Source organism: Vibrio sp. 10N.286.48.F5 (genome assembly GCF_041469785.1).
GTDB lineage: Bacteria > Pseudomonadota > Gammaproteobacteria > Enterobacterales > Vibrionaceae > Vibrio > Vibrio crassostreae_C.
On sequence record NZ_JBFRLG010000019.1, the window covers coordinates 32,633 to 45,685 of the forward strand.

The window sequence follows — 13,053 nt, forward strand, 5'->3', positions numbered from 1 at the left end:
ATTCTCAAGGAGGAGTTATGAATCAAGTCAATGATAACAAGCTGAAGAAACAGCTTAGTATAGGGTTATTACTCGCGATTTATGTCGCTGTTCTAGCTTACTTATCTAATTACATCGCGTAATTCAGAAGAAAATTATCGTTATTAAACTGTTATTGAATGATCACACTCGTTCAGTGACGGCAGCTCATCCTTGAGCCACCCTTCTAATGACTACATGTCGTCATACTCTTCAATCGCAGTACCTTCAATAAGATAACCGGTTTGCGCTAAATCATGGCTGATTGACTCAGTTTTCAGCGTTCCGACCAAATAGATCACATCCCATAACTGCTGTATTGGTGCACCTTTCGGGAACTTCACGTAGATGATTTGGTTCGGTGGCGGCGGTGGCACGTGGATACATGCGCCAAAGTACGGTACCAGCAGAAACTCAGTGATCATATTCTCATCACCTTCCAATGGAATCACAAAGCCAGGAATCTTCACTGTGCTGCCATTCAGCTCTGGGCGAACAGCACCAAGTGTCGATTGTTGAGGTTTGTCCATACTATTGTGGTCAACCATCGGCATACCAAATGAATCTAGCTGAGCACGTTCTGATTCTGGAATCAAATCAATCCATTCAAGTGTTAATACCGATTCGTCATTCTGAGTGGTTTCAGCGTGAGCTGTACTGGTAAATGGGAACAGAAGTAGCCCAAGTATCAGTAGGAATTTGCGTTGCATCGTAGGTTCCTATTTTAGATTCGAATCGTCATGCCATCAGACAATGACTGGCGGTAAGCCCTGAAAGCGGGAATAAAGCCGATAATGATTCCAGCAACTTGTACCAGCATAAGCAGTTTCCACTCATGCGGTGTGATTGCGGATATCGATATGTTGATACCATAACTTTGTTGCACAATAGGAGCAACCACTGCGATCAGGGCAAACAACACGGCAACACCTAATGTAATGCCAAGGAAGGTTAGCGCACTGGCTTCACTGATCAGTAAACCAAACACATGACGAGGTCTTGCGCCCATCGCACGTAGGATGGCCATCTCTCGGCGCCTTTCTTGCAAGCTAGTGAGTAGGCTACTGAGCATGCCCAATAAACCGGCGACGACAACAAACCCTGAAACAATCAGTAGTGCTTGTTCTGCTACAGCCATCATTCCCCACAATTCGTGAAGCGCAATGCCCGGCATAATGGCGCTTAAAGGTTCTTGGCGGTAGTTATTGATTTCTCGTTGCAGTGCGAAGGTTTGGATCTTCGATTTAAGGCCAACCATCATCGCGGTAATCTGCTTCGGTTGGAAGTCACGTTGCTTTAGCGCTTCAGCATTCGGTGTGTGCCCGAGGTTGGCACCTGATTCCCAGCCAACATGAATTGCTTCGATTGCCTCTAGCGATACGTGTACGGTTTTGTCTACTGGTGTTCCTGTTGGCGCGAGTATTCCCACAATCTTGAAGGGCAGATTATCGTGACGGCTAAACGCAACATCACTGATACCGTGCGCAAGAATGATTTGATCACCTATTTTGTAATCTAGCTTCTTCGCGACGTCGGCACCAATCACTACGTCAAATAGCTGATTAAACTCTTTACCTTGTTGGAAAGTAAGTAATTGCTTACTTCCATAGCGATAGTTTTCAAAGTAACTATGATTTGTACCCATCACACGGAAGCCTTTGTGTGAATCGCCCAATGATATTGGTATCGCCCACTTTACTGCGTTGTGCTGGCTAAATTCTTCATAGCTTTTCCAGTCGATGTTGTTGGTCGCATTACCGATTCTAAATACGGAATAAAGCAGCAGGTTTACCTGACCAGAGCGGCCACCGACGATAAGGTCAGTACCTGAAATCGTATTGGCGAAGCTGCTCTTAGCTTCGGTTCTTACACGTTCCACACCGAGTAATAGAATGACGGATACAGCCACAGTGAGAATAGTTAGAATGGCTGTGGCTTTACGGTTGAGTACGCTTTTTAAGGCTAAGTGAGTAATTACTTTCATACGACAACCTTAGCTTGGTTAACGGTTTTTAAATCTATGGTTCGAGTGAACAACTTTTCTAGTGTTGGATCATGGCTAACAAAGATAAGAGTGGAACCTGCCTGGTTGGCTTGTTCTAACAACAGTTCGATAAAAGCTTCTCGGTTGTCATGATCCAAAGCCGAGGTTGGCTCGTCGGCAATAATGATTTTGGGTTGGCCGATCAAAGCACGAGCGGCAGCAACACGTTGTTGTTGACCGATGCTCAACTCGGTAACGGGCTTGTCCATTAAAGCTTGAGGTAGCTTTAATCGGAGTAACAACTCTCGAGCCGTCTCTTGTAAGCTTTTCTGGCTTTCAGCGACTTGCTGTTTACGAATCTGTGAAAACTGGCAAGGAAGCGTCACGTTATCGATAACTGATAGATAAGGAAGCAGGTTAAATTGTTGGAAAATATAACCAATATGATCGGCTCTGAATTTATCTCTTTGACGAGGTGTAAGCTGAGTGAGGTCTTGATCAAGGATAGAGACTTCTCCTTGCTCAGCTTGGTTGATTCCGGTCAGTAGCCCTAACAAAGTTGATTTTCCACAACCACTTGGCCCTTTAATAAAAAGGTGCTCTTGGGCTTGGATGTGAAGAGAGGGGATCTCTAGCGTTGGTGGTAATTCAGGCTTCCAACGAAAGCTGATATTTTCGAGTTTGACCACAAGTGATGAACTGTCAGAAGACATGCTAGCTCCAATAATTAAAGCGGTGTATCTACTGGACAGTAATTTGAAACATAAATTCCCAGGAACACACCGATTTGAACAGCCAAGTAAGCGATGACTTACCTGGCTGTTTATTTTACGTTTAATCCGATCTAGGAGTGATTAGAATCGGAAACTAATACGCTCTGCGTTAAGCACTTCTTGTACTTGAGCTGTGTCTGTTAGTAGGTTCACCGTCATTTTTTCAGTGTTGCTGAACTTAGAGAACCACTGAGTGCTAACTGTGTCTAGCTTAGCAACATCTGAACATTCATAGTGGTACTCAACAGTGAACTCACCGTGGCCACCTTCTGAGTGATCGTGGTGGTCGTGACCTTCGTGGTCATCATGATCGTGCTCAGCGTGGTCATGGTCTTTGTGGTCATCATGATCGTGTTCAGCGTGGTCATGGTCTTTGTGGTCGTCATGATCGTGTTCAGCGTGATCATGGTCTTTGTGGTCGCCATAACCGTGTTCCGCATGGTCATGGCCTTCATGGTCGTCATGACCGCCTTCTAAGGTGTTTGCTACTGACTTGAACTTCAGAGTACAACTCGCATTGTTAAAACTAAACAGCTCTTCTGGCTTGTTTAATTGTGCGATAGCCTGTTCAAACACTTTCTTCTGTTCTGCAGTTTTTGGAGCATGTTCAAACCCAACCACATCTGCGCCTGGAGCTGTTACTTCAACAAGCAATTCTTGCCCATCTTGCGCGATGTTTACTTCAACTTGGCCATGTACGTGTGCATCATGAGAGCGGAATTCTTCGTTAGCTAGAGCATTTGTAGAGACAGTCATGCCGATAACAACGGCTAAAAAAGTAGGTTTCATGTTTTTTCCTGAATAAAGGTTAATTAAAAAGTAGTGGTAATTAAGCGATATTTACAGGAGGTGAGCGTGCCAAATAAGCGAAATATAGCCGCTGTAGTGAAGTTACTGACTCTGTAATAGCGACAGTAAATTCCGAATGGAACTCTGGAATCTGTGGTAGTGAGTGCGCTGTGATGAACTGATTAAGCGAAAACAGCTCACAATGGTGTGAAGTGTGGTGCTCTGGTGCGATATCCACAATGTGTGTTGCGGCTAACACGCTTAACATGAGCATAAGCCCAAGCAAGAAGCCTGTTTTGCGTTTCACATTGTTGGGTGTGTTTTGCCACATCAGGATGATTAACCACAGAATTAAAAAAAGGATACTGTTATAATATAACAATATCCTTTGGTTAGGTCTCGAAAAAGACGCGAATATCTTATTAAAGGCTCGCTTTAATCAACTCAATGACTTGAGTGACTTCTGATTCGTTTAATGCACCTTCTTTTACAAACAAGATTTTACCTTGCTTGTCTTGAACGATAATCGCTGAGCTTTCTTCTTTTAGAGCCCATGTTGACGCAACGGCGCCGTCTTCATCTAGGACCATAGAAGACCATGGAAATTCTTCTTTGCTGCTTTCGGCAGAGGACTTAACAAAAGACCCAGTACCCCAAATCGCATCATCTTGGTTGATGATAGTGGTGGTTTGGTAGCTGTCTTCTGAGAATTTCGATGCGGTAATGGCTGCCATCAGTGGTGCGTTGAGCTCTTTAGAGCTGCTGCGGCCAGCGATAGCTTGAACGACGCGAACTTTACCTAGAAGATCATTGGTTGCCCAAGCTTGATATCCAGTATTTCCGTCGTTTAGAACAATCTCACCATAGTTACTCACATCGACGGCAGGCAGGGTAGCGCCTACTGATAGGTTGTGAGCATTGGCGAAGAGTGGAGAGGCTGCGGCTAGAAAAGCCAGTAGAGTTTTGTTTTTCATTATATTTTTGTTCCGCTTATTGGTTTGCACAGGAAGTATAATATGAAATTTGAAAAATGCCTCTTTAACTTTTTTATCGTACGACGTAGAAAGAAGTTGCAGGCTTGTTACCAAAAGGTATAATGCATCAATATCAAGATGAACAATAGATTATCTTGCTGTTTGCTAAAGGAATTAGCGATTAAATGTGCTTTGAACAGCGACGCTGTTCAGGTATGTGACTGTAGTACTCAAATGGAATTGAGGTTGTATTATGTTAAGAAAATTTTCTACTTACCGTCCACGTCAGGTGGCGCGTTTCGTTAAAGTCCTGTTCAAAGGCCAATTTGCTATTGAAGGTGTTGGAGAGTTTCGCTTCGACCAAGGCAAGGTGCTACTTCCTGAAGTTTCAGACAAACAAAAGCTCACTATTTTTAAAGAAGTTAACGGCACCATTGCAGCGTTGCCGGTGTAACTGAGCTTTATCGATTTGTCTTGCACCGAATAGATTAACAATGAAAAGGGCTTCCTGATGGAAGCCCTTTTTTAATGCGTGTCGTTCACGATGGTATGTCGAACGGCACTTTATTGTGGAGGGAAGCACACACCTGTTCCACCCAACCCGCAATACCCATTCGGATTTTTAGCTAGGTATTGCTGGTGGTAGGTTTCTGCAAAAAAATATTTTCCAGCAGGCAGAACTTCCGTCGTGATCTCGTTGCCTAAAGATTCAGTCATTGCTCGTTGATATTCACGTTTAGAGTGCTCAGCGATAGATTGTTGCTGTTCACTGAAGGTGTAAATCGCAGAACGGTACTGAGTCCCTAAATCGTTGCCTTGGCGCATCCCTTGAGTTGGGTCATGACGCTCCCAAAAGGTTTCAAGTATTCGAGCTAGAGAGGTTTGTTCACTATCAAATATGACACGAACGACCTCGGTATGGCCGGTTTGCCCAGTACATACTTGTTCATAAGTGGGATTAACTGTGTATCCGCCAGCGTAACCAACGGATGTTGAAATAACGCCATCCAATTGCCAAAACAAACGCTCAGCTCCCCAGAAGCACCCCATACCAAACAGGACTTCTTGTTGAGAGCCCGTGGGTGCATCGAGCAGGTCGGTTTGATTGACGAAATGGCGCTCAGTGATTCGAATTGGGTCAGCATTTCCCGGTAGTGCGGTTGCTGCAGAAACCAGTTGTTGTTTGTTTAGCATGTTATATTCCTTTTCGCATACGTTTACCGCGCTGGCTTTTATTTAACGTGGGTTCATATTAACTGTTGGTCAATATTGAATAAGTCTTTAAATTAGACCGTGTTATTCCAGGATTTATTACAGACTCAATGCCTATTTAGCGGTATTATTTCTTTTCACTTATTAACGTATTGATAACTTCTTCACCAATTAAACATGATAAGAAAAACTTTACCAGTTCTGATTGGCACTCTATTGTCATCGACGCTCGCTTTCGCTGACGTTTCCCTTGAAATCAAAGGGCTAGATGGAGCGCTTGAGGATAATGTTGATGCTTATCTGAGTGCGATCCCTGAAGAAGAGTATTCGGTTTCACTAAGATTCCAATCCCGCTTGGAATCTATGATTAAAGAAGCCCTGAATGCGTTAGGCTACTACCACCCTAAAATCACATTTACTCACTCCGAAGATGATACCGAAATGACCGTTACGGTTGAGCCGGGAGAGCCTGTTGTTATTTATACTTCAGATATCGTTCTAACTGGTGAAGCCAAGGATGACCCAGACTTTTTAGCCTTGATAGCGAAGAGTAGCTTGTCTAAAGGTTCGACTCTGAATCATGGTAATTATGACTCTTTGAAATCGTCGATCCGCAACCTTGGCTTAGCGAAAGGCTACTTCGATGGTGCTTATGATCTTAGTAAGCTAGAAGTCGCTCCTGAATTGAACCGCGCTTATGTTCGTCTTCATTATAACAGTGGTATCCGCTATCACTTTGGTACTACTCAGGTTACTGGTAGCCAGATAGAAGAAGATAAGGTGCAGTCACTTAAACCATTTGAGGATGGCGAACCTTACTCAATCACCAAAGTCGGTGAGTACAACCAAAACCTGTCCAATACGGATTGGTTCTCCTCGGTATTTGTTGAACCAGATTTAAGCCAGTTAGGCGAAGGCCGAGAGATCCCGATGAAGGTTAGCCTTGCTCCGCAAGCTCGTAACCAAATCGAAACGGGTATCGGTGTATCCACCGACCTTGGCGTAAAAGGCACTCTGAAGTGGAAAAAACCTTGGGTTAATGAACAAGGCCATAGCTTCAATAGCAGCCTGTCGATTTCTAAACCTGAACAGACGATTACCGCTACCTATAAAATCCCTCTGGATGACGTGCTGAACGACTACTATCAAGTTAAGTACGGTATGAAAAACTTGGATAATCGTGATACCAAGAGTTTGGAGTCAAACTTAGCGCTAGAAAGATATTGGCGACTGGATAACGGTTGGCAACGCACGGTCTTCATTCGATACTTGGTCGAAAACTATGAGCAAGGTTTGCAGGATGATTTAGCGCAATTTGTGCTGCCGGGTATCTCTTTCTCACGCACTCGAACGCGAGGCGGTTCGATGCCGATGTGGGGCGATAAACAAACCATTATGGTTGAAGCGGGTGATGATACCTTGTTATCTGAAACTAAGGTTGTTCGTTTTCAAGGTCAAACCGCTTGGATTCGAAGCATTGGCGACAATCACCGAGGCTTAACTCGACTTCAATTTGGCGGCAACTTTGCCGACGAGTTTGATAAGCTATCTCCCTCCCTAAGATTCTTTGCTGGTGGTGACAATAGCATTCGTGGTTATGGTTATGAGTCGATCTCTCCTCGAGATGAAAGTGGCGCACTAACGGGTGCCAAATTCATTGCAACCAGCTCGTTTGAATACCAATACCGCTTGGTTGGAAACTGGTGGGGCGCAGCATTCTACGACATTGGTGATGCCTTCAATGATAAACCTGAATGGAAACATGGTACCGGCGTCGGGGTTCGTTGGGCGTCGCCCGTCGGCCCTGTGAGCTTAGATTTTGCTTGGGGTCTAGATGCAGCAAAAGGTGATGAGTTCCAGTTACACTTTAGTTTAGGGCCAGAATTATGATCAAAGTGATGGGCAAGTGCATCAAGTGGACGTCGATCTCATTGACGTCTATTTTGCTGTTGTTGATAGCCTTGCTAGGTTTTGTTTTGTTCACCAATCCAGGGTTGAACACTGTGTTGTGGGGCGCTGAAAAAGCGTTGCCACAGCTTAAAGTGGAAAGCACTAAAGGGGCTCTGTTCCCGAGCTTTACGCTTAATAATGTTCAGTTTAAAGATGAGAGCCTGCATATAGACACCAAGGTTCAAAAGCTGAACTTGGCGATTAATCCTCGCTGTCTGCTCGACCCTAAGTTGTGTGTCGATCGTTTAGCGATTCAAGGATTGGACTTCGCATTTACTGAACTGCCTCCGGCCTCTACAGAAGAAACAGAACCTACTCCGCCCGTAACATCGGTAAAAACACCGTTGCCAATTGTGATCAACCGTATCGCTTTGTCTGATATCAAGTTAAATATCTTGGGACATGAAATTGAATGGAGCCTGTTCTCTACGGCTTTGAGTATGCAGGGAGAAACGCTGACGGTATCGCCAACCTTATTCAATGATCTGAAGGTTAAGCTTGCTGAGTCGACAGAAGAACCGCAAACAGAAACAGTAGAGCCAGAATCAACCGCTAAAACTGCGATCGAGCTGCCTGAAGTCTGGATTCCTTTACAGGTTGTACTGGAGCGTTTTGACCTCAACCGTTTCACCTTAGAACAAGAAACCCCAATTGTGGTGAACCATCTTGGGCTAGAAGCTCGAGCAGGTAAACATACGGTAGATGTTTCTACTCTAGAGCTCGATATGCCACAAGCAAGCGCTAACCTTGCGGCTAAGGTTGAGCTTAAAGGTGGCTATCCGTTAGATCTTTCTTTAGATGCTTTGGTGAAAGAAACCGACCTCGCTGGTCAGAAGCTATCGCTGAAAGCACAAGGTAGCGTGGCCAAATTAAGCCTAGAGTCTCAGTTTTCTGAATTGATTGAGGCAAAACTGTCTGGGGATATTCAACCCTTAGAGCCAACTCTGCCATTTGACCTTCTTTTGGAGGGAGGTAAAGCGCAATGGCCTCTTACTGGTAAAAGTGACTACCAAGCTGCAATTGAGAGATTCAAAGCCGATGGCTCATTAGATGGTTTTAATGTGCAGCTCAAAGGCGAAGCGGATGGTAAGGAAATTCCGGCCTTAACAATAGACCTGCAAGGCAAAGGCACCACGGAACAAATTGATCTCGAGCGTCTAAAGCTCAACACGCTAGGCGGTGAGCTTAACGGTGTCGTTAAAGCGAACTGGAAGAGTCTCGTTAACTGGCAAGCTGACGTGACACTCAAAGATATTCAACCGGGTCTGCAGTGGCCAGAAGCTGAGGGCAACATTAGTGGAAACATCGTCACCTCAGGTGAGTTGACGGAAGCGGGCGGCTGGGCGATTGAACTGCCTAAATTGGATATTGAAGGGATCTTGCGAGAATACCCTCTGGATATCGAAGGTCAGTTGTCAGCGTCGGATCGCAGCGCGAGCGGTGAACCAAAACTGAAAACCAGTGGTTTGAGCTTAGCTCACGGTGTTAACTCGATTAAGGCTCAGGGTGAGCTTGATAAGAAATGGGACATGGGTGTTGAGATTCACTTCCCTGAGCTTGTAAAAAGCGTCCCTGATTTGAAAGGTAAAGTGATTGGTAACATCCAGCTCAGTGGTCCAACGAAAAAGCCTGAAGTCGATCTCGCTCTAAATGTGGATAAGGTAGATTGGAATAACGAAGCAACACTAGAATCCTTGTCGCTTAATGGTTCTGTGGTTCCTCTGCCATTGCCTGAAGCTCAAGCTGATCTTGAATTAAAAGCTAACAACCTAACCTATCAAGATCAGAGCGTAAAAAGCATTGATCTCACGGTGAGTGGTGGTGAGAAGAAACACACAGTGACACTTGATGTGATATCCGACATCGTGTCTACAAGCTTAGCTATTTCCGGAGAGTTGATTCAAAAGCCTTCTCTTATTTGGTATGGATCGTTAGACAGAGTCAAAATCACCACTCAGCAAGGTCCTTGGGTGTTAGATCAACCTGTCGCGATAAATGCGGATGTTGATAAACAGTTTGCCGATGTTCAAGCGCACTGTTGGAAACAATCGGGTTCGAGCGTGTGTTTGGATGAAGACGTTCGTGTCGGAAAATCGGGTGAGGCCAAGGTAGCCATCAATCAATTCGATTTCGAGCAGATTAAAGCCTTTGTGCCTAAAGAGACGCAATTACAGGGCTTAGTCAATGCGACTGCTCATGCAAAGTGGTCTGAACAAGATGAGCCTGAAGTCACGGTAAGCGTTGATATGCCGAAAGGTCAGGTTGTTCAACAAGTGGGTGAGCCAATCACACTGGGTTGGGAAAGCGTTGCATTGAATGCCCAACTGAAAGACAACAAACTGGATGCCGATTTTAAGTTGGATGTTTCCGACAATGGTGACCTGTCTGGCACGGTGTCGTTACCGGATATTCTTGCCGAAGACAAAATGGTCGATGCGGCAATTAAGCTGACCACGTTCCATCTTGATTTCTTACAACCAATTCTAGGTGAATACAGCTTATTGAAAGCCGACCTTGAGAGTGATCTTCAAGTTAAAGGCTCTCTGATGCACCCTCAAGTCTTTGGTCAATTCTCTGTTGATGGTATTCAAGTCAAAGGCGATGTTACGCCTGTTGATGTGAAAGATGGCCGCATCGACCTCGACTTTGATGGTTATAGTGCAAAACTGGATGCGAATGTCGAAACACCTGATGGTCACCTTGATATTGAGGGAACCGGAGATTGGCAAGATCTTAAAGCATGGCATTCGAACGTTAGAGTTTTCGCTGATGAGTTGATGGTTGATATCCCACCGATGGTTAAGGTGAAGGTCGTACCTGATATGACTATTGATGTCACACCAGATCTGGCGAAAATCACCGGTGATATTGCATTACCATGGGGACGAATTGTTGTTGAAGATTTACCACCGTCAGCGGTTGGCGTCTCTTCTGATCAGGTTATTTTGAATAAAGATCTAGAGCCAGAAAACGAAGATACGATTCCATTCAATGTGATGACCAACATTAATATCTCCATTGGTGATGACTTTAAACTGTCTGCCTTCGGTCTTGAAGGTGATTTGGTCGGTAAGCTCAACGTGGCTCAAAAAGACCAAGGTCCATTTATTACAGGTGAAGTGAACATCGTCGATGGTACTTATCAATCATTCGGGCAAGACCTCTTGATCGAAGAGGGTAAGATCCTAATGAATGGACCACCGGATCAGCCATACGTAGCCATCAACGCGATTCGTAATCCTGATAATACTCAGGATGACGTGACCGCTGGTATTCGAGTGACTGGCCCTGCGACAGAGCCTACCATCGAGATTTATTCTGACCCAGCGATGCCACAAGCGAACGCACTGTCTTATATTTTGCGTGGCCAAGATATCGACGGTGAGTCGAGCGGTTCGATGACAACGACTTTAATCGGTTTGAGTTTAGCGAAGAGTGGTAAGGTTGTTGGTGAAATCGGTGAAGCCTTTGGTGTAAAGGACTTGCAACTGGATACTGCAGGCTCTGGCGATGACTCTCAAGTGACGGTAAGTGGTTACATCCTGCCTGGCTTACAGGTGAAGTATGGTGTGGGTATCTTTAACTCGTTAGGTGAGTTTACCGTTCGTTATAGATTGATGCAGGATCTCTATGTTGAAGCTGTTTCTGGCCTAGACAGTGCTGTGGATCTTCTCTATCAATTTGAGTTCGAGTAGAGCCGTATGGGAGGGCATATGCAGCATCTTGTTTTTGTCTATGGAACCTTGAGGCAAGGTCAGTCCAATCACCATTATTTGCAGGGCTGCGATTTATTAGGGCAGTTTGATACACCTAAGGAATACGCACTTTTTGATTTAGGTGCCTATCCGGCGATGATTTTGGGAAAGAAAAGTGTCGCTGGTGAGGTCTATATCATTAACGACGAAATTTTAGAGTCGCTCGATCGGCTAGAAGATGTTCCTGTTGAGTATCGTCGTGAGCAAATAGAGACTATATTTGGATTAGCATGGGTATATTTGTATCAGCTTGATCTAACAGCTAATAAAGAAATACTTTCGGGTAACTGGTGTAAGCGGAACAACGCTTAGTCGCTATATCTTCTGAGTTACCAAACAAAAAGCCAGCATGTGAATGCTGGCTTTTTTAATGATGCTATTTTGAGAAATGAACGAGGGTTTAGTCTCGGTTCAGCTCAAGAAACTCTTCTACTTTGCGAACCATGTTTGTTGAGCCAACAAAGAAAGGTACACGTTGGTGCAGCTCAGTTGGTTTGATATCCATGATACGTTGAGCACCGTCTGAAGCGATGCCGCCCGCTTGTTCCATAAGGAAAGCAATTGGGTTGCACTCGTAAAGCAGACGCAGTTTACCTTGAGGGTGACTTTGCGTGCTTGGGTACAAGTAGATGCCGCCTTTCAAAAGGTTACGGTGGAAATCTGATACTAGAGAACCGATGTAACGTGATGTGTAAGGGCGGTTGTCGCTTGGCTCATTTTCTTGGCAGTACTTGATGTACTTCTTAACACCGGTTGGGAAGCGGATGTAGTTACCTTCGTTGATCGAGTAGATCTTGCCTTCGTCTGGAATCATCATGTTTTCATGAGATAGACAGAAAGTACCCAGAGATGGATCGTAGGTGAAACCATTTACGCCAGCACCAGTTGTGTAAACCAGCATGGTTGAAGAACCGTAAATTACGTAGCCGGCAGCTACCTGTTTGTGACCTGGCTGTAGGAAATCTTCTTGTGTTGGTGGAGTACCGATCGGTGATACTCGACGGTAGATAGAGAAAATTGTACCAACCGATACATTCACATCGATGTTTGAAGAGCCATCAAGTGGATCCATCAGTACAACGTATTTTGCGTTTTTGTTGAGCTCTTTATTGAAGGCGACAGCTTCGTCTTCTTCTTCACTTGCAACACCACAAACTTGGTCACGGGCTTCTAGAGCCGCTTTAAATTTGTCGTTCGCGTAAAGGTCTAGCTTTTGCTGCTCTTCACCTTGCACGTTGTCTGTACCAACAGCGCCAGTGATGTCGACTAGGCCAGCCTTGTTGATCTCACGGTTAACAATTTTTGCAGCAAGTCGAATAGACGACAAAAGGGATGATAGATCACCGCTTGCATGGGGGAAGTCACTCTGTTTCTCAACAATGAACTCACCAAGGGTGCGCATCTCAGACATGTTATTTCCTTAAACTTCTCTCAATATTAGGGGGGATTTGAGCACTGTAGATTCGGCCTCTTGAGTGGGCTTTATTCATCTAGACGCTTACCTAAATTCTAAAGGTTAGATCTTTTTAATGGTAATGAACTAAGCGACACAGATCTCACTTACTATGTCGACTCAATTTGTTTTGCATTGCCGCTCG

The 13,053-nt window shown here is 44.8% G+C and carries 12 protein-coding genes; 4 read left to right on the forward strand and 8 right to left on the reverse strand.

Translation table 11 applies throughout. The features are described from left to right. Positions 1–212: 212 nt before the first annotated feature. The 6 genes from AB4185_RS12675 to AB4185_RS12700 form a co-directional block, all read right to left on the reverse strand. Positions 213–728, reverse strand: coding sequence for a DUF3299 domain-containing protein (locus AB4185_RS12675; protein ID WP_372135515.1), 516 nt, complete (start codon positions 726–728; stop codon positions 213–215). A 14-nt stretch (positions 729–742) separates the two neighbouring features. Next, a complete protein-coding gene (locus AB4185_RS12680) occupies positions 743–2,002 on the reverse strand; it encodes an FtsX-like permease family protein (protein ID WP_017067558.1) in 1,260 nt (419 codons plus the stop codon). Next, positions 1,999–2,715: an ABC transporter ATP-binding protein gene (locus AB4185_RS12685; protein ID WP_017058894.1), complete on the reverse strand. Its 717-nt coding sequence runs from the start codon at positions 2,713–2,715 to the stop codon at positions 1,999–2,001. The genes AB4185_RS12680 and AB4185_RS12685 overlap by 4 nt, the downstream gene beginning before the upstream one ends. A gap of 141 nt (positions 2,716–2,856) precedes the next feature. Further along, the gene (locus AB4185_RS12690; RefSeq protein WP_136981963.1) at positions 2,857–3,564 is read right to left on the reverse strand and encodes a DUF2796 domain-containing protein; all 708 of its coding nucleotides are present in this window, start codon (positions 3,562–3,564) and stop codon (positions 2,857–2,859) included. A gap of 40 nt (positions 3,565–3,604) precedes the next feature. Continuing rightward, on the reverse strand, positions 3,605–3,895 hold the full coding sequence (locus AB4185_RS12695; protein WP_017063722.1) for a DUF2607 family protein: 291 nt from the start codon (positions 3,893–3,895) through the stop codon (positions 3,605–3,607). Between the two features lie 91 nt (positions 3,896–3,986). After that, positions 3,987–4,538 carry a YtfJ family protein gene (locus AB4185_RS12700; RefSeq protein ID WP_017063723.1) on the reverse strand — a complete coding sequence of 184 codons (552 nt, stop codon included), beginning with the start codon at positions 4,536–4,538 and terminating at the stop codon, positions 3,987–3,989. A gap of 253 nt (positions 4,539–4,791) precedes the next feature. On the opposite strand from AB4185_RS12700, the gene AB4185_RS12705 reads away from it, so the two are divergent. Further along, a complete protein-coding gene (locus AB4185_RS12705; protein ID WP_017058898.1) occupies positions 4,792–4,992 on the forward strand; it encodes a DUF1107 family protein in 201 nt (66 codons plus the stop codon). A 110-nt stretch (positions 4,993–5,102) separates the two neighbouring features. On the opposite strand, the gene msrA is transcribed toward AB4185_RS12705, so the two are convergent. Beyond that, the gene (gene msrA / locus AB4185_RS12710; protein WP_372135516.1) at positions 5,103–5,732 is read right to left on the reverse strand and encodes a peptide-methionine (S)-S-oxide reductase MsrA; all 630 of its coding nucleotides are present in this window, start codon (positions 5,730–5,732) and stop codon (positions 5,103–5,105) included. A gap of 195 nt (positions 5,733–5,927) precedes the next feature. On the opposite strand from msrA, the gene AB4185_RS12715 reads away from it, so the two are divergent. The 3 genes from AB4185_RS12715 to AB4185_RS12725 are packed head-to-tail and all read left to right on the forward strand — an operon-like array spanning position 5,928 to position 11,767. After that, positions 5,928–7,640: an autotransporter assembly complex family protein gene (locus AB4185_RS12715; protein ID WP_065584316.1), complete on the forward strand. Its 1,713-nt coding sequence runs from the start codon at positions 5,928–5,930 to the stop codon at positions 7,638–7,640. Then, complete coding sequence (locus tag AB4185_RS12720) at positions 7,637–11,395, forward strand: translocation/assembly module TamB domain-containing protein (RefSeq protein ID WP_372135517.1); 3,759 nt, start codon at positions 7,637–7,639, stop codon at positions 11,393–11,395. Before AB4185_RS12715 ends, AB4185_RS12720 begins: the two co-directional genes overlap by 4 nt. An 18-nt stretch (positions 11,396–11,413) precedes the next feature. After that, positions 11,414–11,767 carry a gamma-glutamylcyclotransferase gene (locus AB4185_RS12725; RefSeq protein ID WP_017058902.1) on the forward strand — a complete coding sequence of 118 codons (354 nt, stop codon included), beginning with the start codon at positions 11,414–11,416 and terminating at the stop codon, positions 11,765–11,767. A gap of 88 nt (positions 11,768–11,855) precedes the next feature. Here AB4185_RS12725 and fbp read toward each other — a convergent pair whose 3' ends face one another. Next, positions 11,856–12,866 (reverse strand): class 1 fructose-bisphosphatase, encoded by a 1,011-nt coding sequence (gene fbp / locus AB4185_RS12730; protein WP_017058903.1) that lies wholly within the window; start codon positions 12,864–12,866, stop codon positions 11,856–11,858. Positions 12,867–13,053 lie beyond the last annotated feature (187 nt).

Bases quoted from the DNA above. Each gene is read 5' to 3' on its own strand.
- AB4185_RS12720 (WP_372135517.1), top strand. From the start codon at position 7,637: ATGATCAAAGTGATGGGCAAGTGCATCAAGTGGACGTCGATCTCATTG.
- msrA (WP_372135516.1), bottom strand. From the start codon at position 5,732: ATGCTAAACAAACAACAACTGGTTTCTGCAGCAACCGCACTACCGGGA.
- AB4185_RS12690 (WP_136981963.1), bottom strand. From the start codon at position 3,564: ATGAAACCTACTTTTTTAGCCGTTGTTATCGGCATGACTGTCTCTACA.
- AB4185_RS12715 (WP_065584316.1), top strand. From the start codon at position 5,928: ATGATAAGAAAAACTTTACCAGTTCTGATTGGCACTCTATTGTCATCG.
- AB4185_RS12675 (WP_372135515.1), bottom strand. From the start codon at position 728: ATGCAACGCAAATTCCTACTGATACTTGGGCTACTTCTGTTCCCATTT.
- AB4185_RS12725 (WP_017058902.1), top strand. From the start codon at position 11,414: ATGCAGCATCTTGTTTTTGTCTATGGAACCTTGAGGCAAGGTCAGTCC.
- AB4185_RS12705 (WP_017058898.1), top strand. From the start codon at position 4,792: ATGTTAAGAAAATTTTCTACTTACCGTCCACGTCAGGTGGCGCGTTTC.
- AB4185_RS12685 (WP_017058894.1), bottom strand. From the start codon at position 2,715: ATGTCTTCTGACAGTTCATCACTTGTGGTCAAACTCGAAAATATCAGC.
- AB4185_RS12695 (WP_017063722.1), bottom strand. From the start codon at position 3,895: ATGTGGCAAAACACACCCAACAATGTGAAACGCAAAACAGGCTTCTTG.
- AB4185_RS12680 (WP_017067558.1), bottom strand. From the start codon at position 2,002: ATGAAAGTAATTACTCACTTAGCCTTAAAAAGCGTACTCAACCGTAAA.
- AB4185_RS12700 (WP_017063723.1), bottom strand. From the start codon at position 4,538: ATGAAAAACAAAACTCTACTGGCTTTTCTAGCCGCAGCCTCTCCACTC.
- fbp (WP_017058903.1), bottom strand. From the start codon at position 12,866: ATGTCTGAGATGCGCACCCTTGGTGAGTTCATTGTTGAGAAACAGAGT.